The organism is Corynebacterium sp. HMSC074C01 (assembly GCF_001814605.1).
Taxonomy (GTDB): Bacteria; Actinomycetota; Actinomycetes; order Mycobacteriales; family Mycobacteriaceae; genus Corynebacterium.
This window is the reverse complement of record NZ_KV817243.1, coordinates 1-19,755: the sequence shown is the minus strand read 5'-3', so window position 1 is coordinate 19,755 and position 19,755 is coordinate 1. Positions and strand designations below refer to the sequence as shown.

Genomic DNA, 19,755 nt, shown 5'->3' with positions numbered 1-19,755 from the left:
TCCTGGTTAAGCGCGACGACGCGGAACTTGTCGAGGTCGGTGGCGATATCGAAGCCAATCGGGCCATGCTTGAAAGTCGGATTAGACATTACGATCCTTTCTTGTTGTTGCGGATACTGTCGGCCTTTGCCAACAGCTCTTCAGCCTTCGACTTCGGCATGCCAGCACCAACGTGGCCTACCTCCGTCATCGGGATGGTGTTCTTCGGGTTCGACCCGTACACCTCGCGGGCAAGGGCCTCGTTCTCGTGCATCAGGGACAGCACCTTGTCGCGCTGAGCCGCAGCGACACGGCCCTCGGCAATCCAGTTGTCCACCTCGGCGATGCGGGCCTCACGTGCTTTATCAGACGCAGCCTGTGCACCCTGCTTAGCCTGCGTCACCAGCAGGTTATAGGTGTCGCGGTCAAGGGTCACGGTGTTGGGCGACTCCGCACCGGCCGGGGTCTCCGCGCCTTCAGTGCTGGTCGGCTGCTCATCGTCGTCTGCGAGGGCCCGCACCTTGAAGGCCACCGGCACCTCAGTGGACTCATTCACCGTGACGGTCGCGGTGACCGTGTCCCCCGGCTCCACACCGGCAGGTGCCTTAGCTGCGACCGCGCCAGTGGACTCGTCCACAGTGATATCCCAACCATCCGGAGTATTGGAGACAGTGAACGTCAAACCCAGCGCACCACCGGCCTCACCGTCAGTGTTTGCAATGGTCGGCTCGACCGTTACACGCTCCGTCGGGGCGACGGCGGTCTCCTCTGGGTAGGTCACGTCAACCTGGCCGGAGACCTCGACGGTCTCATTGAAAAAGCCGGACAGCTTCTCACGAAGCGCATCCGGCTCGACACCCAGTTCCTGGGCGAGATTCTTGATGCTCATAGCATCCCCTTCCTGCCCATCGCTGGGCGTAGTGTTTTCTGGCGCCGATTCCGACCGGCAACCAATCGTCGGCGGCGGCGCCGCAGACCGGGACGAATACCGAAACTCAGCAACCATCCGACCCGAATACGCAGCGGCCAACGCCACAGGCTGCTTCGCATCCTCAATCGCGTCCACCAGACCCGCAGCCACAGCCTCCTCGGCCGTGTACCACGTCTCCGCAGCCATCACCTCCAGCCAGTCATCCAGCTCCCCACCGGCCTTCTCTGCGTAAATAGCGGCAAGCTTCGCATCCTGGCGGGACAGGTCGGCGCGCATCTTTTCAATGTCGTCAGCGTTGCCGGACAACATCGTCCACGCCTTGTGGATCATCACCTCAGCGTTCGGGCGAATCACCACCCGACCACCAACACCGACGGCGATGAACGACGCCGCCGACGCCGCTAGAGCTTCAACCACGACGGTGACCTCACCGGCATAAGCACGCAATGTGTTAAGAATTGCGATGCCCTCATACACGTCGCCGCCACGAGAATTAATACGCACCCGGACGGGTTCCCCGTCGAATTGGTTGAGCTGTTCCTGTACCTGCTTAGCGGTGTTCTCCCAACCAATATCCCCGTAAATCAGTAGGTCATTCATTGGGCACCTCCTCACTATTCTCCCCACCTGAAGATGGTGGCTTCTCATTATCTGGGGTTAGCGACACCCCGAGTTTCTCCTCCGCGTCGGTGAGAACCTTCTTGTCTTTCAGCGCTTCAAAAAGCGACCGGGCCTTCGGGATGCGGAACGACGAGCGCACCCACTGCTCTAGGTTCGGCTCCTTCGTCAGCACGCCCTGTGCTGCAAGCTGCGAAATATCACCCGGCGTCAGGTCCTTCTGAACCTGAATTCTGGTAGAGGTGATGAACGGCGTTGGCCCCTCATAGTCGGGGAACGCGACCCGCACCAGGTCCTCCACGATGTGCTGCGAAGCGGTGTCAGCGATCCACTCCGCCATCGACTGCAAACCTTGAATGAACTCACCAAGCTGCACGGAGGCCAGCGCGTACGAGCCGCCCCCGCCCGTCAGGTTCAAGTGCGTGGCATTGCACGCGATAGCGATCTGATTGGCGTGGTACTCCATCGACGCCGGAATGTCCGGCAGCTGACCAGTGACACCTTCCACCGGCATCTCAGCACCAGGGGGTAGTGAGTAGCCGGTGATTGAGCCGGCCGCGTATTCCTCGGCAAGCTGCTGGCCTGCCTCCATCTCCGTTTTAACTTCACTGCGGTCCGTTAGCTGGGAGGCCTTGTACTTCGGGATACCCATGCCGTTGCGCTGCAGCACCTTTGAATTCAGCGCCTGCAGCTTCTGCAACTCCAGCCAATTGTCGCGAGCCGGGGCGAACACACTCGCACCCTCCCACGTACCATCACGCCGACCATGACGGTAAGCCACCAAACGGTTAACCGGGATGAAGACCTCCTTGTAGCCATTAATCCCCCGCTGGCGGATACCAACGAGGCCACCATCGTCAGCGACCTCAATGCTCCGAATCGACAGGTTGGGGCGTGGTGCGAGCTTGCGCAGATGATTACGACCATCCACACCAACCTCGTACACCTGCTCAAAGAACGCCACACCGGTAAAGATCGCCTCCAAGGCAACCTTCAGATGTTCGTCCCAAGACACGCGACCTGTACGCCGCGGCTGCTGCCCCTCCTCCCCCTCGACCGGTAGTCGAAGGTCATGCGAGACCAGGTCGACAATTTCCTGCGGGGCACCGTTCGGCGCCACCGACCAAGTGGCCTGCTCAATCGGCTTACGGATCGCGTTCTCAACCTGCGCAATCTTCGCCGTCAGACGCATCTGCACAAGCTCACGCTGGAACGCTTCCCACGTCATCCCCTCGGGGCGCGCCACACGCTTACTAAAGCGCGGCACCGCGGCATGGCCAACCTCGCGAACAATCTGCACATTGTCAGGCAACTAAAACACCTCCCTGTTTACGCTTCGACCACATCGGCAACACGCCATGCGGATTCATCTTCTTCTCCTCAACCGGCCGGCCAGCACCCTCACGGGACTCCACCAGCCACCGCTGCAGCCCCCACAGTGCGAACGTGGCAGCCACCAGCTCCGACACATCTCCCGAATAACGGTCAATCGCCGGATACTTACCACCCTCTTGGCGGCCGCGGGCAACCTCCAACTGCTCCATCCACAACTCGGACGAGTCCAGCGAAATCGACCCATCCATCACAGCCTGCTTAAACTCGCGGTACGCCAACGACACCGACGACCCGTTCATCAACACCGGGTCAATCCCCACAGTCTGCAGCGCAGGCACAAGCACCCCTGCTGTAGCGTCCTTGTCTAAGAGCACCGCAGCAGGCCGATACCGGTCCACAAACTCAGCCACGACCTTCACCGTGTCATCAACCGAGAACACCGTCTCCGATACCGGCCGCGGCTGCAGATGAACACCACCAGCAGCCTCGCCAGCCGCCACCAACCCGACACGGTCAGCATTGGGCGATACCTCGACTGCCAGGACACAGTCAGCGACCGGTACAGGTTCCGGTGTGATGAGTGCTTGCATCGACTCACGCGGAACAATCAGTTCCTCGTCGCCAGACGACCCGAACTCGTACCAACGGCCCCAACCAAGCATCTCGACATCGAAACCGTTGTCCGTCAGCTTGGAACGCATCGACCGCATCTTCTTCGCATCCACCAGCTTCGGAAACCCGTACGACGGGTTCGCCAGCATCCAGGTCCGCGGGTCATCACGGTCCGCATCCGGCGGCGCGCAGAACTCGGAGAACAGCATGCCCTCAGCCGCACCACTCAACGCCCGGTAGCGAATACGCGACAACTCCGCGCCCTTGGGGTGCTTATCGCGATTCACCGCCGACGAAGCATAAAACGTTTGCGGGTCAGCCGCAGCCAACTGGGTTGGGGCGACCGCATCCAACTCGCCGGACTCAAGGTTGTACGCCTCATCCAGCAACAGCAAGTCAATCTCATCGAAACCACGGCCCATGTCGTTCGACCGTGTCGTGAACTGAATCTTGCCGCCCTCGGCGGTCTCCATCTCAGCCTCACCAGCCGACGCGGTGTTACGAACGATGCGGCGCTCCGCCCACTTGCGCGACTTAATACGCCGCCACAGGCGATTACGGATCGACTTCGCGGTACGCCACTGGTGCGCCGAGAAAACAATCTGATGATTGAGCACAAACATGCGGTACAGCATGATGACCTCAAGCACCAGCGACTTACCGTTCTGCCGCGGGCACAACAACACCACGTCAGTGTGCAGCCACCGGCCATGCTCATCGACAGCCAACGACCACAGCACCTGCTCACGCTGCCACGGCATCAGAATAATGCCGAAGCGGCGCGCCAGCTCGATAGCTTTCCTGCCGTGCGTGAAGTCCCCGCCCTCGCACCTCACTAATACCTGCGGTGATTGGCGCCCTTCGAGCTCCGGGAACTCCATCTCAAGCTCGGAGCGGTAATCAGCGTTGAAATCAGAGTCCGGCGAATCCGTCCTCTTCATCACTAGAGACCTGGTCACCTTGCCTCCTCTGAATCTCCGCCAGCAATTGGCGAAAAACCGTCGCTAGTTGGCGCTGCTCCGACACCGCGGTGTCCATCTTCAGGACAATCTCGCCCTCACCATGAAAAATGCGGCACCATGTGTCCTCATCCCCGCTCGTAATCCGGTTTAACCGGTCCAGGCGATCCTTTGTGCGGGCTGCCTCGACAATCAACGCCTGTGTTGAGGCGTCATTGCTGGGATTTGTCAGGTGTTGGTAGAGCGCCTGCCCGCCGGGGCCGAATTCCTCCATTGGTCTACGTTCCATTCCCGCCTCCTAGCTGGTCAAACACACAACTTTTCGAATGCCTGAAGAAAAGCTCGCGAGCAAGGGCCGGAAGGGGGGAGTCGAGGAGAAAACCCCGGAATAATTGGTGCACCCCGCTAATTATTAGAACGACCATTCGATAAAGTAGCGTTCTCGCAGGTCAGGCCCCTTTTTCGACTTTTCAACCTTTTTTGGTCTAGTCTCCGGCTCCTCCACGCCATACCAACCAGGACCGTGCTCAACCCAGCGATTCGCAATCGACCGATTGCACCGACGATGAATCAGCCTGTACGCCGGGCTCGATTTATCCCCATGCTTGTGGTCAGCTTCCAGCGGCGCCTGGTCAAAGTTCAACGCTGCTTCGCGGTACATCGGCTTGCCACAGTAGGTGCACTTTGTGCCGTCTTTGAGGTTGTAGAGCATGCGGGCACGGTTCACTTTGTGCCCGTTGTCGTATCCCCGCTCGGTGGTGGTGCCTTTTGCCGGCATGCTGCACCTCCGCTCTTTTTGTGCCTTACTCCGGTCATGATCCGGCGGCCTGCGCCCCTCGTGTGTTGCTCGCTAAAGTCACTTCTCATGGACATGGGTGTGAGGGGTGGCGGTAAGGCTTGGCCGCCCTGGGGTAGAAGAAACCCCAAAATTGGATGGATATGGAAAAGTGTTTCCCAGGGCGTTAAAACGACGAAAACCCCAGCTGTTGCCGGGGCATAAGAAGTCGTCGCGTCGATTGTACACCAAACTTGGTGAGGGTTTCTATAGCTTGTCTACCGATTCGGTGATTGCCTCGTGCAGTCGTGCTGCGAGGGTATCGCTGAATACTTTCTTCACCTCAGTGTGGTCGGTTCCTTTGACTATGAATCCTCGGTCATAGCTTTCGACGAAGGCGCGTTGTGGGGGAATGTAGAAGTCGTATTGGCTGACTGTGCATGAGTCTTGTGGTCGGAAGATGTCGCGGCACTGCATGAAGTAGAGGGTGTTCTTCCTGGCTTGGATTTTCTTGTAGTCTTCGCCTGCTTCTTCTTGCCATTTTCGGGTGTCGCCGTCGAAGATTTCTATGCCGTAGTCGTGGTCGTATCGGCTTAGTTGCTCTACGTTTTTAGTTCTTTCTTCGATGTAGTGGATGGCTTCTTCGAGGGTGGTGTATGCGGCTTCTATCCGGTAGTCGGAGTATTCGCCGCTGGTGACGATGTACATACGTTGGGTCATTGTTGGGTCCTTGCGTAGTTGAGGGCTTCGGTGAGTAGGTAGCCGTTTTGGGTGTTGTCTCCCCAAGGTATTGGTTGGGTGGTGATGCGTCCAGCTTTGCCCCATCCTCGGATTGTGTCGGCGGTTGTGGGGATGCCGCGTGCTCTGAGTTGGCGGGCGGTGTGTTCTGCGCCGTGCCTGGGTTCGGGTTGTTTGGCGATGGTGTTGGGTTGTGGTGGGTTGCATCTCCTATCAATGATTCGGGTTTGGTTTTGGAGTTCGTCGTGGAGGTCTGTGGCCCAGTTGAGTTCGCTGGCTGCTTGTGCGTGGAAGGCGAGTAGGGCGCAGAGTCGTGGGGCTGCTGCGTCGTTGTCGTGAATGCGTACGCCGATGTCGTGGAAGGCGTTGAACGCTACTTCACGCAACCGTTGTTCTTGGTCGATGTAGGTCGCAACGTACAACCAGTTACCCGGGGACTGTGGGCCAGGCGCGGGCTTCATCACCCGTACTTCTGGTGGTCTGGGGCGGGCATGTTTCAGCTCGTGCAACTGCTCATAGAGTCGGCCTAGGCGTCGTGCTGTGTCACGGAACTGTTGCTCATCAACACTCATGATAGTTCTCCTTTCGCGTGCTTCGCGGCAGCGATGAGAGCTAGGCCCCTTCGCTCAGCAACGTCCGCGTCCATGAGGTCACCCAATCCACGGTGGTCTGTCATCCAGACCTTTCCATGGGCCGTCGATATCCAATGGCGTATAAATTCACCCGGCATGTGCCACGCCGGGGCTGGAACATCATCAGACGGATGATCCACTACCGGAGGCAGGGTGACCTCAACTGTGCGGGCCATGGCGTCGGCGTAGTCCATGGCCTCGCGCCAGGTGGGGAAGGATTCATAGCGCTCCCGCCCGTATTCGTACACGTGCCATTCGTAATACGCTTTGAAGATTCTCCAGCGGCTCATTCTTCCTCCCATTCCCCTACCCAGCGTTTCCGAACGCGACCCCCTTCGTCATTGAACTGCTCCATCCCCATCCACGCTTCGGCTGCTATCTCGTTTGTGGTGGCGTCGTCGATGGGGCGCCAATCGTCAAGCCACGGGTTCCAGATTTCTGGTACATACTCCCATTCCCCTTCTGGTGGTGTGCCGTCTGGTGCCCAGGCGCGGGGCAGGTCGGGGCGCGGGGTGACTTCACTCGTGCTTGCCCATTCGCGCACGGGTCGCCCGTCAATAAAGCGAATGACCTCCACATTTACGCCGCGAAATTGCACGCCGTCAGTGATTGAAATGAGCACCTGGCCCCAAAATGTATGGTTGCCCCACATACCGACACATTCGGCGCGCTCTGTGGGTGTCATGTCTGCGAGAGTGCTCATGCTTGCTCCCATTCCCCTACCCAGCGGCGGGCTTTGCCCTCACCCTCACCAAACTTATCTAGCTTCACCTCAATACCGTTAGGCGGAGCATCGTAGTAGCTCATACCACCCTCTGACAGTCCCTCGATGCTTACCGCGTCCTTGAGAATCCCGGGGTCTGGATCATCGTAGGAAACAACCACATGACCGTCCTCCCACTCGCCGGGAACCGGCTGTCCGTCTGGTGCCCAGGCGCGGGGGAGGTCATAGCGTGGGGTGAGGTTCTCGGGAATGGTGAGAGTGCCTAACTGCCCTTCGTGGATTAGCTCACAGAATCCTTGATTGTTGGGGCTGTCCCCTACGTAGATTGCGAGGTTGGTGCGCTCGTCGGGGTCCGGGAAGTCACACCACATTCCCTTGCACTGTGCTCTTTCTTCGGGTGTGAGGTCTGCAAGAGTGGTCATGCCTGCTCCTTCAGCTGGTCGTAGATGGGTGTGGCCTCTGGGGTGTGGTGGGTGTCGCCGTCAAGTTGAACACTGTCCGCGTAGACAGCGAGGTGAACCCGGTGGAGGTTGGGGCTGAGGGTTTCGACTCTTGGGGCTTCGTCACTGTGTAGGAGTGGGAGGCCGTCGAGGGTTATGCCGCGTGGACTGACGTTGATTCTGTGGGGTCTCATGCTTTCCCCTCCTCATGCTTGGCCGCTGCGAGTATTGTGCGGCCAATGGCGACTGCCTCCGGCGCGTTGAGCACCAGCCGGAATGGCTTTTCTTGGCAGTCATGCCCGAAGACGACGATGTGCTCCCCATAGCTGCGAATATCGCCTACTGGGCCGGGTAGGTACCAGACTGCGCCGCCTGAACCCATGCCCCGGCTGGGTTCCGGTAGGTCTTCGGCTAGTAGCCCCGCATCTGCGAGTGCTTCTACCGCATCATTCGGGTGGATGCGGAGCTCTCCGGGGCGTCGGGCGGCTTCCAGCACCTTGAGGGCTTGGTCAAAATTTCGCATATTGGTCCTTGACGACTGTGATGATGTATGCCTCGCCGTCTGGGTGGATGTAGCTCATAGAGCCGTCATAGGCGCGGTGAATGTGCTTCGCGACTTCGTAGATAGCCGCGTCGGTGAGGTCTTCCTTGTGGGTGAATTCGGTACGCGCCTCATTGACCTGCCCGACATAGATGGTGTTTGTCAGTGGCGAGTCTTGAATCCCGTAGTTAGTCATCTTGTGTGTCCTTTAGGTCGCAGGCGGCGAGGATTCTGCGGGCGAGTTCGCGCCCCTGAGTGGTGTTGGTGATACGGATTTCGCCTGGCTCCGGGGTGGGGGCTGTCAGGTAGGTGTCTTCGTCACGCTCGTCATAGCAGACGGAGATTTCCCCGCCGTTCAGGTTGACGTAGCCGTCTACCACTGCCCATTCCAGTTCCCCAGTATCGGGAAAGACGGACGGATCTAGCAGGTCTGGCGCGAGTAGCCCGTAGTCGGCTAGGCACTCAGCGATACGGGTAGGGCTGTAGCGCTTTTTCACGCACATCATGATGACGTGCATGGCCTGGTCAAGGTTATTCATCATGGTCTCCTTGCTTGTGCCCTGCTCGTGGTTTGAGTGCTTTTTGCGCGGCTTGGGCCATTTTGTCGGCTCCAGCGGCGATGTGCGCTAGGGCGCGGTGAAGCTTGTCTTTATCCATCATGGTCTCCTAGGATTTCCAAGATTCGGTTATAGATGGTCTTGTGGGTGGTGATGATTCCTGCGCCGCCTGCTTCCGGTGCTTGCTTCACTAGGGCGTTGTGTGCTTGCGCTTCGTCGTTAGCCCAGTCGATAAGCTCTTCTCGCATCCGTAGGACTTCGTGGGCGACTTCTGGGGCGGCGGCTGCGATGGCAGCGTGTGGGCTGTGGACTATGCCTAAATACTTTTCGTCAGCGCTGAATATCTGGCATGACGTGTCGGGGCGGGGGTAGCCGTCTTCGTAGGTGGCCCGCGCTTCCCACGGGCCGGGCGCGGCCTCAGCCAGTAGGCGTTTCAGGTTGGTGGTACTCAAGTCAGTCATTGGTGGTTTTCGTTTCGTGTCGGCTGTTCATGGTTTGGCACTCTGCCCGTCTCGCATCGTCGATGGCCATGGCGGTGAGCATGGCCGCGAGGCCCGCCCCTACTGCCCCTAGCGCTACGGTCATGCCGATCGCCCTCAATGGTGGTTCGTGGTCTATGAGGGCAAAGAAGAACGCTATCCCGCCGAGAATCGAGGCTCCGATAAGTGCGCCGGTAATCATTGGCAGCCTCCTAGGTATCGGTTGAGCTTGTCGCGGAGGATGGCGGCCTCAGCGCGGCTCATGGTTAGGACTTTCATCCGGTCGGGGTGCTCCTCAAACCGGACAGTCACCTCGTAATCACGCCACGCCCCGATAGTGTCCCCTACCTCCACGTAGCGTGGCTCGGTCATTCCTGCACCTCTGTGAGGGTGTAGCGCTTGCCGGTCGGGGTGAGGTATCCCTCAAACTCTGTTCTCTTGCACAGCAATGAGGGGTCAGTCTCAATAGGGATGCAGATAATCCATTGGTCTCGGACCTCCCCAATCATGGCTACTAGCGGCCCATTCTTTATTTTCGCCTCGGCCAAGAAGTGCTCTTCATCGTTCCAGACCACGTCAGCCATTGTGGGGCGGGGTCGTGGTGGCAGCGCTTTGAGGATCATTTCCTGATAGTCCTCTACTATCCCTTCGTTCAGGGGTACAATCCCGGGCTTTGTTGCCAGGCGTGCGAGCCTTTCTACGGCGTAGTGCGCGGCTTCGATTTGTTCTCGGTTTAGTTCAGTCATTTGCTCTCCTTGATGTGGTTTAAGAGTCGGTTCCAGTCGGGGTCGTCGATTCGGGTGAGGGTGGTGCGCTGGCTGTAGGTGTCGCGCCTGTTGCGGCATTCTTCCCGCACGTCGCGGGCGATGACACGGCGCGTGTTGTCCGACAGGTCATCCCAGTGCTTAATGACCCAGTCCACGGTTTCCTTGACGGTGTAGGTGGCGCGGCCACGGGCGTAGCGCACAGCGCCGATGACTAGGAACTCGTCATGAGGGCCAAGCACAATCGGGTCACGCTGCCGCCAGTTGTCAGGATTTTCTTCCTTCGGTGTGTAGCGCTCGTCGTACAGAATCTGGTCGTCTTTGCGGATGTCACGGCGCAACTCCCAGTAATCATCAGCGGTCATTGTCCTGGTCCTTTGAGTAGTCGGGTGAGTGTGGCGAGGTCGGTGAGTACGTATTGGTCGGCGGGGTTGGTGGTGCCTTTGCGTTTGGCGATGACGATGCCGGCGTAGGCGTTGTCATTCAGCGCTTCTTGGTGGGCTTCGCGTAGCCATTGGGCTGGTTGGAGTCGTCCGCCGTAGTCTTTGCATTCGATGACGATGCGTGCGCCGTGGCTGTCGCGGACGTTGGCGATGTCGCCGCAATCTTTCGCCCCGGTTTTGACGCGGCGGTCTATGCGGTCATCGAGGTTGGCGGCGAGGTAGTCAGCGATGGAGCGCTCAAAGCGTGCGCCGGCTTGTTTTGCGGTTTTTCGTGTTCTGCTCAAAATGGCGCTTTCTTTCGTTTCTGGCGTGTTTGGGTGGTGTTCTGGGGTGATTGCCCATCGGCGGGCTGTTTGTCGCTCTGTGGGGCTGCTGGGCCATGATTTGGGGGTGTTGCGGTGTTGTGGTCGCAGCGCCATGCCTCCCCCGCCTCGTAGCGCATCCCATTCCCGTCACACAGGTCGCAAGCATCAATCGCGGCGCGGCGGGCTTCCTTCTCAGCCTCAGCGGCCCGGGCCTCCTCCGCCACGGTGCCCTCACGCAGCTTTTGGCATTCACGGCACGGCTCATCCACCCACTCCCCATCCGGGATGTGGCGATGCTTCGGGCAACGAGTGCGTGCGGCGTAAGCCGCCGCCAACTCGTCGAGGCTTTCAGGAGGGGGGTTCGATGCGTCCGACTCCGCACCTTCGTTGGCGGTGGTTTGGTTTCCCCTTCTCCCCCGAACCCCCTCAACCCCTTCCGGCGTTTCCACCCTCTGCGAACGTCTAGAAAAGGTTGTGGTTGTGGTTGTGGTTGTAGGGCTAGGGTCAACGCTAGGGTCAATGGAACCCTTAGGTTCACCCTTAACGCTAGGGTCAACCCAGGGGTCACCGGCACCCTTAACCCTAGGGTCAATGGAGGGGTGAACCTTAGGGTCAATGGCACCCTTAACGTAAGGGTCAACCTTAGGGTGAATGGAGGGGTAAACCGAGGGGTCACTGGAAGGGTCAATAGCGCGTTTCTTCAACAACGCCAACGCCTCATCCGACCCCCAACCCTTAAACTCCGGGTGCTCCTCATGCAACCTCCGAAGCTCCCAAACAACAACACCCTTAATCGCCCTAGAGCCCACAGCAGCAAACTCACGCGCCATAGTCGTCGCCAGGTTCCGCTGCTTCATCAACCCGTCATGCCGCACGAAAGTACGCACCAGGAACTCGTCAGTGTCCTCATCAACCACGATGAAACGACCGTCAATAAGTTCACAGGCGGCACGCTCAACATCCTGCCGTGTCCAGGTCGAGCACATCCCAGACAAGCGGCCCGCATGCCACGTTCCCACGCCGGCGCGGTTCATGGTGGGGTGCGAGATGAGCACAAAGTACAACAGCTGAGCATTGTTACTCAGGTCGAGGAACGCGTCATCGTTCCAGATAGACAACTTAATCTGAGCAAAATCCCTCATCTTCTTTTCCTCCTTTCTCTATGCTTTGGAACAGTTGGATGAGTGCGTCGAGGAACATGGGCGTGGCGCAGTACACGTCTTGGGATTCCAACCATGCGCGCATGTCCTCACGCTGCTGGTGGGTGATGGTCATGCGGTCTCGAATAGCGGCAATCCTTGGGGTACGGATGGTTTCATCTGCGTTTCGAAGGCGTGGACGAATTCTTTTTTGATCTCGAAGCCATACCCGCGCCGATTCAAATTTTCTGCAGCTACCAATGTGGAGCCTGATCCTGCGCATGGGTCAATGACCACATCACCAGGGTTAGTGAAAAGGCTTATGAGCTTTTCCATGAGCTTCACTGGCTTTTGTGTGGGATGCACTTTGGGAACATCGCGGTAGTCTTGAGGCCAATCCATGACGTTCATGACCATGGAGCCGTGATTATTGAACATGGGCAATTTATTGCGGTACAGGATTAATGCGTATTCCGCGTTTCCCACTACCCTCATGTTCGCTTTAAGCACCTGAGGGCTAGTGCGTTTCCTTAACACCAAATTGATGTAGTTCTTAAACCCGGCTTTCCGCGCTGCTTCAATAAGTGGCCACTGCTGCTCGAAGCTACAGAACACAATCATGCATGGGGCTTCGCCTTTTGCTTTGGGTTCTGGGCGTAGCATGCGGCTGGCGAAGTGCATAAATTCCGGCACGTTAAAGTCTTTGTCTGTGTCGAAGAATTGCTTGCCAGCGAGTTCGGATTCGCCGTTCTTGTTGTCGCCGCCGATGTACCAGGCGGGGTTAGATCCATAGGCGTTGGTGCCTAGGTTGTAGGGAATGTCTGCGATGATTAGCTGTGCTTTTGGGATGGAATAGCGCTTGAAGTTCTGAAAATGATCATGCTGTAGATGCATCGGTGCTTCCAATTCCGTTGGTGCCGCGCTGGGTGGTGTCGAGGGCGTCAACGCGGTTGAGTCTGATTTCGGGGATGGGGAGGATGACGAGTTGGGCGATGTAGTGGCCTTCGGGGATGGTTTGCATGTGCCTGCCGGTGTTGTGCAACGAGAGCATGATTTCCCCGGTGTAGCCTGCATCGATGATGCCGGTGCCGTTGCTCAGAACGAGGTGTTTCTTAATCCCCGTTGAGCTGCGCACGAATATCATGCCGACATGGCCGAGTGGGATTGCTACGTGGACACCTGTGTGGCAGAGGCGGTGCTGCCCTGCTGGAATAATCGCCGGATGATTCAACGCCAGGTCACTGCCAGCATCATCCGTATAAGCACGACGCGGCGGGTAAGCATGGGTATCGAGTGAATAGTTGACGTTCATTGGTTCCTAGGATTCGGGGTCAATGAGGACTGGTGCGGTAGCGGGGAGGGTGAAGCGCCCGTCACGGGTTGCGCCGTGCACGTGGTCGCCCTCTTGGGTGGCGTAGACTAGGCGGTCGGGCACCAATCGATGGTTATAAGAGTCTGGGTTGAGGACGATGCGGCAAACCTTGAATCGAGGTAGGTCTGCCGCCGTCATCTCCACGTAGGGCATTAGTATTCGCCTCGTCTGATGAGGGCGATGACGTGTGCAGCTGCTTTGGCTAGGTCTGCTGCCCCGAGGTCTTGCAATTCTGCGGGGGTTGGATCATCGTTGCTGTAGTGCTTGAGGTGGTCGATGTCGTAGGCGTACGCGAGGAGCCTGTCTTCGAGCCGTTTCAGTTTCTCCTCGTAGTAGGCGGCATCCATACCAGTCACCTAAAAGGGAGGTTCGCCTTGCTGGCCTACGGGTGCGGGGTCACCCCACGCCCCTGTTGTGGCTGTCTGCCCCTGCTGCGCGGCCTGATTCCACTGCTGCTGAGCCTGGGATGGCTGCTGCCCGCCGCCTTGTCCGCGTGGGATGAATGAGACCTCATCGGCGTTCACCTTGTACTTGGAGCGCTTATCACCAGTGCTCTTATCCACCCAGCGGTCCTGCTTCAGGGTCCCGATGACCACCACGGGGCGCTTCCCGTTCTGCGTGTAGTCGTGCAGGAAGTTCTCGCCCTTCTTGCCCCAGAAGTCCACATCCATGAATATGGGTTCACCATCCTCCCACTGTTGTGACTGCTGGTTGTACTGGCGGATGTTGTGAGCAACGGTGAATGAGACCACAGATTTACCGTTTGGGGTGAAGCGCTGCTCTGGGTCTTTGATGAGGTTTCCGCTGAGAGTGATGCTAATAGCCATTTACTTTTCTCCTTCCAGCTCAGACCAACGGGCGCGGCACAAGTCCATTACTTCATCTGGTACGTCACCGGACTGTTTCAGGTTGGCGGCAAACTCATTGACCTGCTCACTGGTGGTGAAGCCCTCCAGGGTCTCTTTGATGTCGGTGATGAAATCCTCATCCGCATCCACAGGCTCCGGTTTCTTGGTCAACGCTGGTACCGGTGCCGTCTCAGCCTTCGCCCGCACATCCTCACGAGTCGCGGTCATCTTCACCGGCTCTAGTTCCAGGTCTTCGGCGGCGTACTTGATACCCAGCAGGACATCCGGGGCGAGCTTGCGGGATACCTCAGATGCGGCCTTGGCGTACAGCATGGCCTGCGGGTCGGTCTGATATTTCTTGTTGCTGGTATAGCCCGCCTTCTTGGCGCGCTCAATAGTCCAGGTGGATTCCTCAACTTCGCCTGCCGGTGAGGTGCCACGCACCGTGACAGATTCATCACTGGTCTCCACGGTCTGGAACTTGTAGCCCTTCGCCTTCAACAACGCGACCATTGTGCGGGCGTAGATAGCAGGCTGGCCATGAACCACGAACACCTGCTGAAGAGCCTGCTGTGGTTTCAATCCGAGTTCTGCGCCGTAGAGGATGGCGGCGGCACCATCATCAGGCTTACCCCTAAAGGTTTGCGGCACCATCTGCGTGTTGCACAGGACGGTGGCGAGCTTGTGGGCTGCGCCCATGGCTTCGGCTTGGCGAGTGAGGAGGTCGAGGCCGTCCTCAGATGTGTTGATGGTTGCGAGTTCGTTGCTCATGGTTAGTTCTCCTTGATTGTGAGTCGGGTTGACCCTGCGCGGGTCTTGGTGCGGAATTGGTTGTAAAGGTCGGGGTGGGCGGTTTTAAAGATTCGGGTGTCGAACACTTTGCTGGGTTGCGTGGTGCTTACTGTGAGGTGGTAGCCGCCGTAGTCCCCGGTGTGGGAGTCGCCGGTGAGCTCTAAGATTTCTGCCTTCAGGGCATCAATACGCTTTTTGCGGTCGTTGACTTCGGCGGTGAGTTCGGCGTATCTGGTGACGAGGAACGTCACCTCATCCACCTGGTCGAGGCTGGTGATTTCGCCCATCCAGTCCGGTGTTTCCCCGTCCAACCATGCGAACCACTCCCCTGCGGTGTCCATGAGTTCCTGCGCGAACTTCGGGTCATAGGTGATGGTGCGATGGTCGAGGGCCACCGGCGTGAAATCCTCGTGTACTTCCACCAACAGCGCGCATGCCTCAGCCCCGGTGTAGTGCATGTTTGCCTGAATCTGGCAGTAGTACTGATTAGGGCACCAGTCATGGAACTTGCCACCTTGAAACGGCTCAGTGCTGGTCTTAATCTCCCCAATGACTTCTAGGTCTTCGGCGTAGAGGTCTGGGGTGCAGGACAGGCGTTCATCATCGGGTAGGAAGATGGTCTGTGGCTCCGCGTTGTAGACGAGGCGTGAATCAACTTCGTCTATCAGCACCTGGGCCAACAGGGGTTCGCGGGCGCTGCCCCACTCTGTGTATTGGTTGCCGTGGAACTTCGAGCCATGTTCCTTAGCGTCGCGCACCTCATGCCACGTTGCGGCATTCCTACTACAGTGCAGGCGCGCCAACTCCGTCGAGGTCAACTTTCCTTGACGAAACGCCAGCCAGTCCTCATTATCAGCTGGTTCGTAGCGTCTCACTTCGTCCCCTTCTCGTCATAGCGGGCCAGAGTCATATCAGTCAGCGTGCACGCAATATCCGGCTCATAGCCACGGTCCATGAAGGACTGCATCACATCATCTGCTTCCTCAATCAACGGCTCTAGGTACAGGAAATGTGGGTTAATGCTGGTCAAATGTGGGGGCATTTTGTTTGGGGTGTTCATCATGCTCCTATGTGCTTGTTAAGAATCGTGCGGGCTTTGCGGGCATGCAGTGGGCAGAAACGGAAGCCCACCCCCAGGCCGAGGTCGTCAGTATCGAGCTGGTTGCATTCGGCGTGGAGGCACCCGTGTTCCTTTTTGAACTCATTACGGGCCTCTGCGGCTTTAACCCGCGTGCTGAACGCGGTCGGGTCAGGGATGCTCACCCACCACTTCCCTTTCAGGAAGCGGGGTAGGTCGATGGTCATTGGCGTGCCCTCCTGAGGTAGTCGCTGACGGTGCGTGGGGTGACGTTGTAGACGGTGGCGAGGCGCTGTTTGGCGAGAGTAGGGCCAAGAATGCGGGCAAAGTGCTCGTACTCTTCCACGACGATTTCCGGCTTAGTGAGTAGCCTCACCTGGGCATGGTGCTCCCCCATGTCATGCACAAACCGCAGGGCTTCACCCCAACTCGCGGCAGGAAACACCATGTCCCCTTCTTCCACATGCCATAGGCCGGTGATGAGGTCTTTGAGGATGGTGGGCTTCACGGGTCACATCCAGACCGGCGGCATACTGATGAAAGCATGGAGGATGAAGCCCGCGATGCCACCCATGAGGCCTGTTGCCCAGGCCAACCTGGTGCGCTTGGCGGCGATGTCCTGCCAGTAGGCGATACGGCGAGCATCAGGGGACGTGCGGGGAGGTCGTTTAGTATCCATGTTTCTTTGCTTCCTTTTCTGTGAGGATGGCGAGCTGGTGGGCGTAGGCGGCGGCGTCCTTGACGCGGCGGCGCATGCTGTCTGGCAGGCGGGTGAACCGGTAGAGGGCGCGGTAACGACCCTCAATCTCGTAGAATTCGCGTACTGCTTGGTCCATCGGGATTTCAAACTTCGTCACGGTTAGCCCCTCCGCATCATGTAGAAGCGCGGCGTATGGGCGCGGTGCCTGCGGTGGAAAAAGTGTTTCAGTAGGCGTTTCATGCTGCTCCTTGATTCATGTACTGGTCGAGCCATTTGTGTGTGGTGCGCCAGGTCTTGCCCGGCTTGCGGGCCTCAATATCACCCCGGCGCATCAAAATGCGGATCGTTTCGGCATGCAGCCCGGTGTATTCGGCGGCGTCCTTCACGGTGAGCCAAGCCGGTGTAGTATTCATGGGTGTCCCTTTCTGGTGGACAGAGCAAAGCCCCCGCGCAATTTCAGTGCAGTCGCGGGGGCCTTATTTATGGGTGGGGTTGCAGGTATGCAGAGCCAAGCGGGCAGTGTCCAACCCCGCCGGATACAACCTTGACGCTCCATTTCGCCTTAGTGCAGGAAGAATTCGCTTAACAACCCCTGGTGCCCAGCCGGGGAGTCGAACCCCGGTTGCTTGCAAGAATTCAGCCACCCGCTTGTAGGCAATAAGTGATGAATTCGTGTTCCGTTCTGGGCTTGGTATTTATGTCGGCGCCGTTCGCTCCCACCTCACCGCTCCAGGGTGAGGGTTCCTGCATTGCTGCTTGTCGGAGTCCTGGCACCCTCTCGGGCGGCCCAATGGGGCCTGATCTATGCACCACGCTCGTCCGACCGGTATCTTCCGGCGCTCTTCACTATTCAGTTCGCATTCATCGCGGCCAGCCGGTTCCTGCCCTATCCCCTGGGGCAGGAGGGTTCGGCGGCCTGGTGCCCGTGGGGAGGCTTGCACTCCCCTGCCTGCTAAGTCGGGCTATAGTCTTTCGAGGTAGAACCCTTGACCGAAGGAGGGCCAGTCAGGGTTATTGCAGGCCCACAGGTCTGCGCTGGTGTTGTCCATGCGTTTCACGTGTGCGTGGCGGTATTCCTCGCGGGCATGGGCAAGGGTGGCTTCCACTGCTTCCGCAAGAGTGTTGTGCGGCAGTCTTTCGGTGATCGGAGTTGCACCTTCGAAGTGGGTGCGAGTGATGGTGGGCATATTGGTTCCTTCTTTCGGGCTACTTGTAGCGCCTGTCTGAGATGCCCATTAGGCAGACTCCGGCAAGATGTCATAGATAGAGCGGTCTACTTCGATGCCGGCATTCTTGGCTACGGTGATTGCCCACCCGGCCCGCACGTACAAGGTTTGGCGAACCTGACCGTTGTGGTAGCGCGGGGCATTGTGCTGGGCGCGCAGGTCAAACAGATTCCGGTATGCGGCATAGGCGCGGTATTCGTTGCGGTCAACCACGTCGCCCTTGCGGGATGACCATTCGCGGGTCTGAACCTTGCGGTAAATCATCTTCGCGTCTAGAAGTTTCTGACGAGCTTGTGGCTCAGTCAGACCGAAGTGTGCGCCCCAATCTTTGACGGTCATAACATCCGACTCGATGGATACGCAGTGGTCGTAGTACTCCACTTTTGGCTTCGCGGCTTCAAGCGCAAGGGCCTGGTCTGCGGTCTTTGCCTCCAGCTCCTTAATGGTGCTGTCGGCGACCTTGATAGCCCGAGCCATGAGCTCTTCCGGGGACAGCTGCGCTGGTTCCTTCGCCCTGCGCTCGCATTCGATGAAGTACTGGCGAGCCTGCTTACCTTTGTCCGTGCGCTGAATCATGGAGATTTCCTTAGCCATGTCCAGGTTGATGATGTGGTTTACAGATGGGCGCCCACCGGTACTTTTTCCGGTTTCTCGGATAAAGTCCTGACCTGCAAGAAAGCCGTATTCTTCCATGCGGGCAAACCACTGCGTGTATCGCTCCGACACTTCCAGGAACTTGTGTAGGTCGCGGCCCATAACTGCCTGAATGCCGGCATGGTCTTGAATTGGGATGAGCTCACTCATGGTGTATTCTCCTAAGTAGGTTTTGGATGCCCCGCTTCGGCGGGGTTTTTCTATGTGCTTCACTTAATTCAGGGCGGTCTGCCCTGGAAAGTGAGGTGAAAAAGATGAATGACAAGTTCAAAGCTCTGAGAGCTTCGATAAAAGGCGTGGCAGCAACATTCGCAAATGGTGCTGATTCTCTACCGGAAGAACTGACTGTTACTCGGCAGTTTTCGACTTCCGTATCCGAGCAAATCGAAGCACTTGCCGACCGGCTATCCCCAGCCACTGCCGCAAGCGATGACCGAATTCTGATTTTCGACGCTTTAAATCAGATGCAGTCTGCCCTTGGGGTCTTAGAGGCCCGAATTGTCGACCTTGAGAAAAAGCTCGATTAAATTCCTCTTGGGCGGCAGTCAGGTCGTCCATTTTGGTCTTGAATCGGGCAAAGAGGCCTAGCACTTCTTCCTTGTTGAAGATTGGGTCTCGACTTAGGTTCACGGTTACCTTCGGCGTTGCCGCGCCGGAGGTTTCCTTATTAGTCATGGTGTGGCTCCGTTCTGTTTAAACTTCCACTGGGGACACTTCCCCAGAAAGTGAGGTGAATAAAATGGCTACTTATCTGCGACTTTTTCCAAAGCCGTACATTCACGTCCCGGACGGGTACGTGGACTACAAGGTGTTCCACGTTGACCCACAGCTAGAAGCTGGCGAAGTCATCGAAAAAATCGAGACAGCCGATTGGGAAGAACAAGTCGTGCTAAACGTCGTACTGCCTGACCTGGTATTCCCCGTCCCGATGGGGTTCCGGAAGTGTGATTGGTCTGCCTGGTTGGTGCATGAGTTTGAGGACTTGGACGAGGAAGTCCAAGAGCCTGCTCCCGGGAATGACGTGCCGCCGAACAGTGAGCATTAGCAGTGACGGCGGATGACAGAGCACTATTTCGATTCAGTGCAGGTTCCCCTGGCGTTGCCGCGCCGGGGG

General features: G+C 58.0%; 38 protein-coding genes. 2 read left to right on the top strand and 36 right to left on the bottom strand.

The features are described from left to right. Nucleotides 1-88: 88 nt before the first annotated feature. The 36 genes from HMPREF2978_RS00705 to HMPREF2978_RS00545 all read right to left on the bottom strand — a co-directional run bounded on the left by HMPREF2978_RS00705 (nucleotide 89) and on the right by HMPREF2978_RS00545 (nucleotide 18,791). Nucleotides 89-1,510 carry a head maturation protease, ClpP-related gene (locus HMPREF2978_RS00705; RefSeq protein ID WP_070743521.1) on the bottom strand — a complete coding sequence of 474 codons (1,422 nt, stop codon included), beginning with the start codon at nucleotides 1,508-1,510 and terminating at the stop codon, nucleotides 89-91. Beyond that, nucleotides 1,503-2,840, bottom strand: coding sequence for a phage portal protein family protein (locus HMPREF2978_RS00700; protein ID WP_070743518.1), 1,338 nt, complete (start codon nucleotides 2,838-2,840; stop codon nucleotides 1,503-1,505). The genes HMPREF2978_RS00705 and HMPREF2978_RS00700 overlap by 8 nt, the downstream gene beginning before the upstream one ends. Continuing rightward, nucleotides 2,833-4,434, bottom strand: a complete 1,602-nt coding sequence (locus tag HMPREF2978_RS00695) for a terminase large subunit (protein ID WP_246818704.1) — start codon at nucleotides 4,432-4,434, stop codon at nucleotides 2,833-2,835. Before HMPREF2978_RS00695 ends, HMPREF2978_RS00700 begins: the two co-directional genes overlap by 8 nt. Beyond that, nucleotides 4,388-4,723, bottom strand: a complete 336-nt coding sequence (locus tag HMPREF2978_RS00690) for a hypothetical protein (RefSeq protein ID WP_070743511.1) — start codon at nucleotides 4,721-4,723, stop codon at nucleotides 4,388-4,390. Before HMPREF2978_RS00690 ends, HMPREF2978_RS00695 begins: the two co-directional genes overlap by 47 nt. Before the next feature lie 123 nt (nucleotides 4,724-4,846). After that, a complete protein-coding gene (locus HMPREF2978_RS00685; protein ID WP_070743508.1) occupies nucleotides 4,847-5,212 on the bottom strand; it encodes a hypothetical protein in 366 nt (121 codons plus the stop codon). Nucleotides 5,213-5,476: 264 nt separating this feature from the next. Next, the gene (locus tag HMPREF2978_RS00680) at nucleotides 5,477-5,929 is read right to left on the bottom strand and encodes a hypothetical protein (RefSeq protein ID WP_070743505.1); all 453 of its coding nucleotides are present in this window, start codon (nucleotides 5,927-5,929) and stop codon (nucleotides 5,477-5,479) included. Beyond that, entirely contained in the window at nucleotides 5,926-6,519 is a 594-nt protein-coding gene (locus HMPREF2978_RS00675; protein WP_070743502.1) for a hypothetical protein, read from the bottom strand. The genes HMPREF2978_RS00680 and HMPREF2978_RS00675 overlap by 4 nt, the downstream gene beginning before the upstream one ends. Beyond that, nucleotides 6,516-6,869 (bottom strand): hypothetical protein, encoded by a 354-nt coding sequence (locus tag HMPREF2978_RS00670; RefSeq protein WP_070743499.1) that lies wholly within the window; start codon nucleotides 6,867-6,869, stop codon nucleotides 6,516-6,518. The genes HMPREF2978_RS00675 and HMPREF2978_RS00670 overlap by 4 nt, the downstream gene beginning before the upstream one ends. After that, nucleotides 6,866-7,282, bottom strand: coding sequence for a hypothetical protein (locus HMPREF2978_RS00665; RefSeq protein ID WP_070743496.1), 417 nt, complete (start codon nucleotides 7,280-7,282; stop codon nucleotides 6,866-6,868). Before HMPREF2978_RS00665 ends, HMPREF2978_RS00670 begins: the two co-directional genes overlap by 4 nt. Next, nucleotides 7,279-7,725 carry a hypothetical protein gene (locus HMPREF2978_RS00660; RefSeq protein ID WP_070743492.1) on the bottom strand — a complete coding sequence of 149 codons (447 nt, stop codon included), beginning with the start codon at nucleotides 7,723-7,725 and terminating at the stop codon, nucleotides 7,279-7,281. The genes HMPREF2978_RS00665 and HMPREF2978_RS00660 overlap by 4 nt, the downstream gene beginning before the upstream one ends. Nucleotides 7,726-7,933: 208 nt before the next feature. Beyond that, nucleotides 7,934-8,266 (bottom strand): hypothetical protein, encoded by a 333-nt coding sequence (locus HMPREF2978_RS00650; RefSeq protein ID WP_070743485.1) that lies wholly within the window; start codon nucleotides 8,264-8,266, stop codon nucleotides 7,934-7,936. Then, nucleotides 8,253-8,480, bottom strand: coding sequence for a DUF7446 family protein (locus tag HMPREF2978_RS00645; protein WP_070743482.1), 228 nt, complete (start codon nucleotides 8,478-8,480; stop codon nucleotides 8,253-8,255). The genes HMPREF2978_RS00650 and HMPREF2978_RS00645 overlap by 14 nt, the downstream gene beginning before the upstream one ends. Then, nucleotides 8,473-8,826: a hypothetical protein gene (locus HMPREF2978_RS00640; protein ID WP_246818703.1), complete on the bottom strand. Its 354-nt coding sequence runs from the start codon at nucleotides 8,824-8,826 to the stop codon at nucleotides 8,473-8,475. Before HMPREF2978_RS00640 ends, HMPREF2978_RS00645 begins: the two co-directional genes overlap by 8 nt. After that, nucleotides 8,816-8,944 carry a hypothetical protein gene (locus tag HMPREF2978_RS13500; protein WP_256380749.1) on the bottom strand — a complete coding sequence of 43 codons (129 nt, stop codon included), beginning with the start codon at nucleotides 8,942-8,944 and terminating at the stop codon, nucleotides 8,816-8,818. Before HMPREF2978_RS13500 ends, HMPREF2978_RS00640 begins: the two co-directional genes overlap by 11 nt. Continuing rightward, a complete protein-coding gene (locus HMPREF2978_RS00635; RefSeq protein WP_070743475.1) occupies nucleotides 8,934-9,302 on the bottom strand; it encodes a hypothetical protein in 369 nt (122 codons plus the stop codon). Before HMPREF2978_RS00635 ends, HMPREF2978_RS13500 begins: the two co-directional genes overlap by 11 nt. Further along, nucleotides 9,295-9,522: a hypothetical protein gene (locus HMPREF2978_RS00630; RefSeq protein WP_070743472.1), complete on the bottom strand. Its 228-nt coding sequence runs from the start codon at nucleotides 9,520-9,522 to the stop codon at nucleotides 9,295-9,297. The genes HMPREF2978_RS00635 and HMPREF2978_RS00630 overlap by 8 nt, the downstream gene beginning before the upstream one ends. Nucleotides 9,523-9,688: 166 nt before the next feature. After that, nucleotides 9,689-10,066: a hypothetical protein gene (locus tag HMPREF2978_RS00625; RefSeq protein ID WP_070743469.1), complete on the bottom strand. Its 378-nt coding sequence runs from the start codon at nucleotides 10,064-10,066 to the stop codon at nucleotides 9,689-9,691. Then, nucleotides 10,063-10,449 (bottom strand): hypothetical protein, encoded by a 387-nt coding sequence (locus HMPREF2978_RS00620; RefSeq protein ID WP_070743466.1) that lies wholly within the window; start codon nucleotides 10,447-10,449, stop codon nucleotides 10,063-10,065. The genes HMPREF2978_RS00625 and HMPREF2978_RS00620 overlap by 4 nt, the downstream gene beginning before the upstream one ends. Beyond that, a complete protein-coding gene (locus HMPREF2978_RS00615; protein WP_070743463.1) occupies nucleotides 10,446-10,811 on the bottom strand; it encodes a restriction endonuclease in 366 nt (121 codons plus the stop codon). Before HMPREF2978_RS00615 ends, HMPREF2978_RS00620 begins: the two co-directional genes overlap by 4 nt. Next, nucleotides 10,808-11,974: a hypothetical protein gene (locus tag HMPREF2978_RS12950; RefSeq protein ID WP_070743460.1), complete on the bottom strand. Its 1,167-nt coding sequence runs from the start codon at nucleotides 11,972-11,974 to the stop codon at nucleotides 10,808-10,810. The genes HMPREF2978_RS00615 and HMPREF2978_RS12950 overlap by 4 nt, the downstream gene beginning before the upstream one ends. Then, nucleotides 11,952-12,107 (bottom strand): hypothetical protein, encoded by a 156-nt coding sequence (locus HMPREF2978_RS13135; protein ID WP_168166432.1) that lies wholly within the window; start codon nucleotides 12,105-12,107, stop codon nucleotides 11,952-11,954. Before HMPREF2978_RS13135 ends, HMPREF2978_RS12950 begins: the two co-directional genes overlap by 23 nt. Next, nucleotides 12,104-12,865 (bottom strand): DNA-methyltransferase, encoded by a 762-nt coding sequence (locus tag HMPREF2978_RS00605; protein WP_070743457.1) that lies wholly within the window; start codon nucleotides 12,863-12,865, stop codon nucleotides 12,104-12,106. The genes HMPREF2978_RS13135 and HMPREF2978_RS00605 overlap by 4 nt, the downstream gene beginning before the upstream one ends. Beyond that, entirely contained in the window at nucleotides 12,849-13,283 is a 435-nt protein-coding gene (dut, locus tag HMPREF2978_RS00600; RefSeq protein WP_070743454.1) for a dUTP diphosphatase, read from the bottom strand. Before dut ends, HMPREF2978_RS00605 begins: the two co-directional genes overlap by 17 nt. 6 nt (nucleotides 13,284-13,289) lie before the next feature. Further along, nucleotides 13,290-13,496, bottom strand: coding sequence for a hypothetical protein (locus HMPREF2978_RS00595; protein WP_070743451.1), 207 nt, complete (start codon nucleotides 13,494-13,496; stop codon nucleotides 13,290-13,292). Then, nucleotides 13,496-13,699, bottom strand: coding sequence for a hypothetical protein (locus tag HMPREF2978_RS00590; RefSeq protein WP_143342252.1), 204 nt, complete (start codon nucleotides 13,697-13,699; stop codon nucleotides 13,496-13,498). The genes HMPREF2978_RS00595 and HMPREF2978_RS00590 overlap by 1 nt, the downstream gene beginning before the upstream one ends. Further along, nucleotides 13,700-14,170, bottom strand: coding sequence for a single-stranded DNA-binding protein (locus tag HMPREF2978_RS00585; RefSeq protein ID WP_070729949.1), 471 nt, complete (start codon nucleotides 14,168-14,170; stop codon nucleotides 13,700-13,702). Next, nucleotides 14,171-14,962 carry a hypothetical protein gene (locus HMPREF2978_RS13315; protein ID WP_070743446.1) on the bottom strand — a complete coding sequence of 264 codons (792 nt, stop codon included), beginning with the start codon at nucleotides 14,960-14,962 and terminating at the stop codon, nucleotides 14,171-14,173. Between the two features lie 2 nt (nucleotides 14,963-14,964). Continuing rightward, nucleotides 14,965-15,858, bottom strand: coding sequence for a YqaJ viral recombinase family protein (locus tag HMPREF2978_RS00575; protein WP_083316463.1), 894 nt, complete (start codon nucleotides 15,856-15,858; stop codon nucleotides 14,965-14,967). Further along, a complete protein-coding gene (locus HMPREF2978_RS00570; RefSeq protein ID WP_143342251.1) occupies nucleotides 15,855-16,046 on the bottom strand; it encodes a hypothetical protein in 192 nt (63 codons plus the stop codon). The genes HMPREF2978_RS00575 and HMPREF2978_RS00570 overlap by 4 nt, the downstream gene beginning before the upstream one ends. Next, nucleotides 16,043-16,246, bottom strand: coding sequence for a hypothetical protein (locus tag HMPREF2978_RS00565; RefSeq protein ID WP_143342250.1), 204 nt, complete (start codon nucleotides 16,244-16,246; stop codon nucleotides 16,043-16,045). The genes HMPREF2978_RS00570 and HMPREF2978_RS00565 overlap by 4 nt, the downstream gene beginning before the upstream one ends. Nucleotides 16,247-16,284: 38 nt before the next feature. Continuing rightward, entirely contained in the window at nucleotides 16,285-16,569 is a 285-nt protein-coding gene (locus HMPREF2978_RS00560) for a hypothetical protein (protein ID WP_070743433.1), read from the bottom strand. Between the two features lie 3 nt (nucleotides 16,570-16,572). Continuing rightward, nucleotides 16,573-16,740, bottom strand: coding sequence for a hypothetical protein (locus HMPREF2978_RS13130; RefSeq protein WP_168166431.1), 168 nt, complete (start codon nucleotides 16,738-16,740; stop codon nucleotides 16,573-16,575). Continuing rightward, a complete protein-coding gene (locus tag HMPREF2978_RS00555) occupies nucleotides 16,730-16,918 on the bottom strand; it encodes a hypothetical protein (RefSeq protein ID WP_070743430.1) in 189 nt (62 codons plus the stop codon). The genes HMPREF2978_RS13130 and HMPREF2978_RS00555 overlap by 11 nt, the downstream gene beginning before the upstream one ends. A gap of 79 nt (nucleotides 16,919-16,997) precedes the next feature. After that, nucleotides 16,998-17,174, bottom strand: coding sequence for a helix-turn-helix domain-containing protein (locus HMPREF2978_RS12635; protein ID WP_083316462.1), 177 nt, complete (start codon nucleotides 17,172-17,174; stop codon nucleotides 16,998-17,000). Nucleotides 17,175-17,723: 549 nt separating this feature from the next. After that, nucleotides 17,724-17,948, bottom strand: coding sequence for a hypothetical protein (locus tag HMPREF2978_RS00550; RefSeq protein WP_070743421.1), 225 nt, complete (start codon nucleotides 17,946-17,948; stop codon nucleotides 17,724-17,726). A gap of 48 nt (nucleotides 17,949-17,996) precedes the next feature. Continuing rightward, nucleotides 17,997-18,791 carry an antA/AntB antirepressor family protein gene (locus tag HMPREF2978_RS00545; RefSeq protein WP_070743417.1) on the bottom strand — a complete coding sequence of 265 codons (795 nt, stop codon included), beginning with the start codon at nucleotides 18,789-18,791 and terminating at the stop codon, nucleotides 17,997-17,999. Between the two features lie 104 nt (nucleotides 18,792-18,895). Between HMPREF2978_RS00545 and HMPREF2978_RS00540 the strand changes: the two genes are divergently transcribed. Both HMPREF2978_RS00540 and HMPREF2978_RS00535 read left to right on the top strand, forming a co-directional pair. Then, nucleotides 18,896-19,168 (top strand): hypothetical protein, encoded by a 273-nt coding sequence (locus HMPREF2978_RS00540; protein WP_070743414.1) that lies wholly within the window; start codon nucleotides 18,896-18,898, stop codon nucleotides 19,166-19,168. A gap of 212 nt (nucleotides 19,169-19,380) precedes the next feature. Continuing rightward, the gene (locus tag HMPREF2978_RS00535; RefSeq protein WP_070743412.1) at nucleotides 19,381-19,686 is read left to right on the top strand and encodes a hypothetical protein; all 306 of its coding nucleotides are present in this window, start codon (nucleotides 19,381-19,383) and stop codon (nucleotides 19,684-19,686) included. The last annotated feature ends 69 nt before the right edge of the window (nucleotides 19,687-19,755 follow it).

Bases quoted from the DNA above. Each gene is read 5' to 3' on its own strand.
- HMPREF2978_RS00705 (WP_070743521.1), bottom strand. From the start codon at position 1,510: ATGAATGACCTACTGATTTACGGGGATATTGGTTGGGAGAACACCGCT.
- HMPREF2978_RS00690 (WP_070743511.1), bottom strand. From the start codon at position 4,723: ATGGAACGTAGACCAATGGAGGAATTCGGCCCCGGCGGGCAGGCGCTC.
- HMPREF2978_RS00685 (WP_070743508.1), bottom strand. From the start codon at position 5,212: ATGCCGGCAAAAGGCACCACCACCGAGCGGGGATACGACAACGGGCAC.
- HMPREF2978_RS00680 (WP_070743505.1), bottom strand. From the start codon at position 5,929: ATGACCCAACGTATGTACATCGTCACCAGCGGCGAATACTCCGACTAC.
- HMPREF2978_RS00675 (WP_070743502.1), bottom strand. From the start codon at position 6,519: ATGAGTGTTGATGAGCAACAGTTCCGTGACACAGCACGACGCCTAGGC.
- HMPREF2978_RS00670 (WP_070743499.1), bottom strand. From the start codon at position 6,869: ATGAGCCGCTGGAGAATCTTCAAAGCGTATTACGAATGGCACGTGTAC.
- HMPREF2978_RS00665 (WP_070743496.1), bottom strand. From the start codon at position 7,282: ATGAGCACTCTCGCAGACATGACACCCACAGAGCGCGCCGAATGTGTC.
- HMPREF2978_RS00660 (WP_070743492.1), bottom strand. From the start codon at position 7,725: ATGACCACTCTTGCAGACCTCACACCCGAAGAAAGAGCACAGTGCAAG.
- HMPREF2978_RS00650 (WP_070743485.1), bottom strand. From the start codon at position 8,266: ATGCGAAATTTTGACCAAGCCCTCAAGGTGCTGGAAGCCGCCCGACGC.
- HMPREF2978_RS00645 (WP_070743482.1), bottom strand. From the start codon at position 8,480: ATGACTAACTACGGGATTCAAGACTCGCCACTGACAAACACCATCTAT.
- HMPREF2978_RS00640 (WP_246818703.1), bottom strand. From the start codon at position 8,826: ATGATGAATAACCTTGACCAGGCCATGCACGTCATCATGATGTGCGTG.
- HMPREF2978_RS13500 (WP_256380749.1), bottom strand. From the start codon at position 8,944: ATGATGGATAAAGACAAGCTTCACCGCGCCCTAGCGCACATCGCCGCT.
- HMPREF2978_RS00635 (WP_070743475.1), bottom strand. From the start codon at position 9,302: ATGACTGACTTGAGTACCACCAACCTGAAACGCCTACTGGCTGAGGCC.
- HMPREF2978_RS00630 (WP_070743472.1), bottom strand. From the start codon at position 9,522: ATGATTACCGGCGCACTTATCGGAGCCTCGATTCTCGGCGGGATAGCG.
- HMPREF2978_RS00625 (WP_070743469.1), bottom strand. From the start codon at position 10,066: ATGACTGAACTAAACCGAGAACAAATCGAAGCCGCGCACTACGCCGTA.
- HMPREF2978_RS00620 (WP_070743466.1), bottom strand. From the start codon at position 10,449: ATGACCGCTGATGATTACTGGGAGTTGCGCCGTGACATCCGCAAAGAC.
- HMPREF2978_RS12950 (WP_070743460.1), bottom strand. From the start codon at position 11,974: ATGAGGGATTTTGCTCAGATTAAGTTGTCTATCTGGAACGATGACGCG.
- HMPREF2978_RS13135 (WP_168166432.1), bottom strand. From the start codon at position 12,107: ATGACCATCACCCACCAGCAGCGTGAGGACATGCGCGCATGGTTGGAA.
- HMPREF2978_RS00605 (WP_070743457.1), bottom strand. From the start codon at position 12,865: ATGCATCTACAGCATGATCATTTTCAGAACTTCAAGCGCTATTCCATC.
- dut (WP_070743454.1), bottom strand. From the start codon at position 13,283: ATGAACGTCAACTATTCACTCGATACCCATGCTTACCCGCCGCGTCGT.
- HMPREF2978_RS00595 (WP_070743451.1), bottom strand. From the start codon at position 13,496: ATGCCCTACGTGGAGATGACGGCGGCAGACCTACCTCGATTCAAGGTT.
- HMPREF2978_RS00585 (WP_070729949.1), bottom strand. From the start codon at position 14,170: ATGGCTATTAGCATCACTCTCAGCGGAAACCTCATCAAAGACCCAGAG.
- HMPREF2978_RS13315 (WP_070743446.1), bottom strand. From the start codon at position 14,962: ATGAGCAACGAACTCGCAACCATCAACACATCTGAGGACGGCCTCGAC.
- HMPREF2978_RS00570 (WP_143342251.1), bottom strand. From the start codon at position 16,046: ATGATGAACACCCCAAACAAAATGCCCCCACATTTGACCAGCATTAAC.
- HMPREF2978_RS13130 (WP_168166431.1), bottom strand. From the start codon at position 16,740: ATGGATACTAAACGACCTCCCCGCACGTCCCCTGATGCTCGCCGTATC.
- HMPREF2978_RS12635 (WP_083316462.1), bottom strand. From the start codon at position 17,174: ATGAATACTACACCGGCTTGGCTCACCGTGAAGGACGCCGCCGAATAC.
- HMPREF2978_RS00550 (WP_070743421.1), bottom strand. From the start codon at position 17,948: ATGCCCACCATCACTCGCACCCACTTCGAAGGTGCAACTCCGATCACC.
- HMPREF2978_RS00545 (WP_070743417.1), bottom strand. From the start codon at position 18,791: ATGAGTGAGCTCATCCCAATTCAAGACCATGCCGGCATTCAGGCAGTT.
- HMPREF2978_RS00540 (WP_070743414.1), top strand. From the start codon at position 18,896: ATGAATGACAAGTTCAAAGCTCTGAGAGCTTCGATAAAAGGCGTGGCA.
- HMPREF2978_RS00535 (WP_070743412.1), top strand. From the start codon at position 19,381: ATGGCTACTTATCTGCGACTTTTTCCAAAGCCGTACATTCACGTCCCG.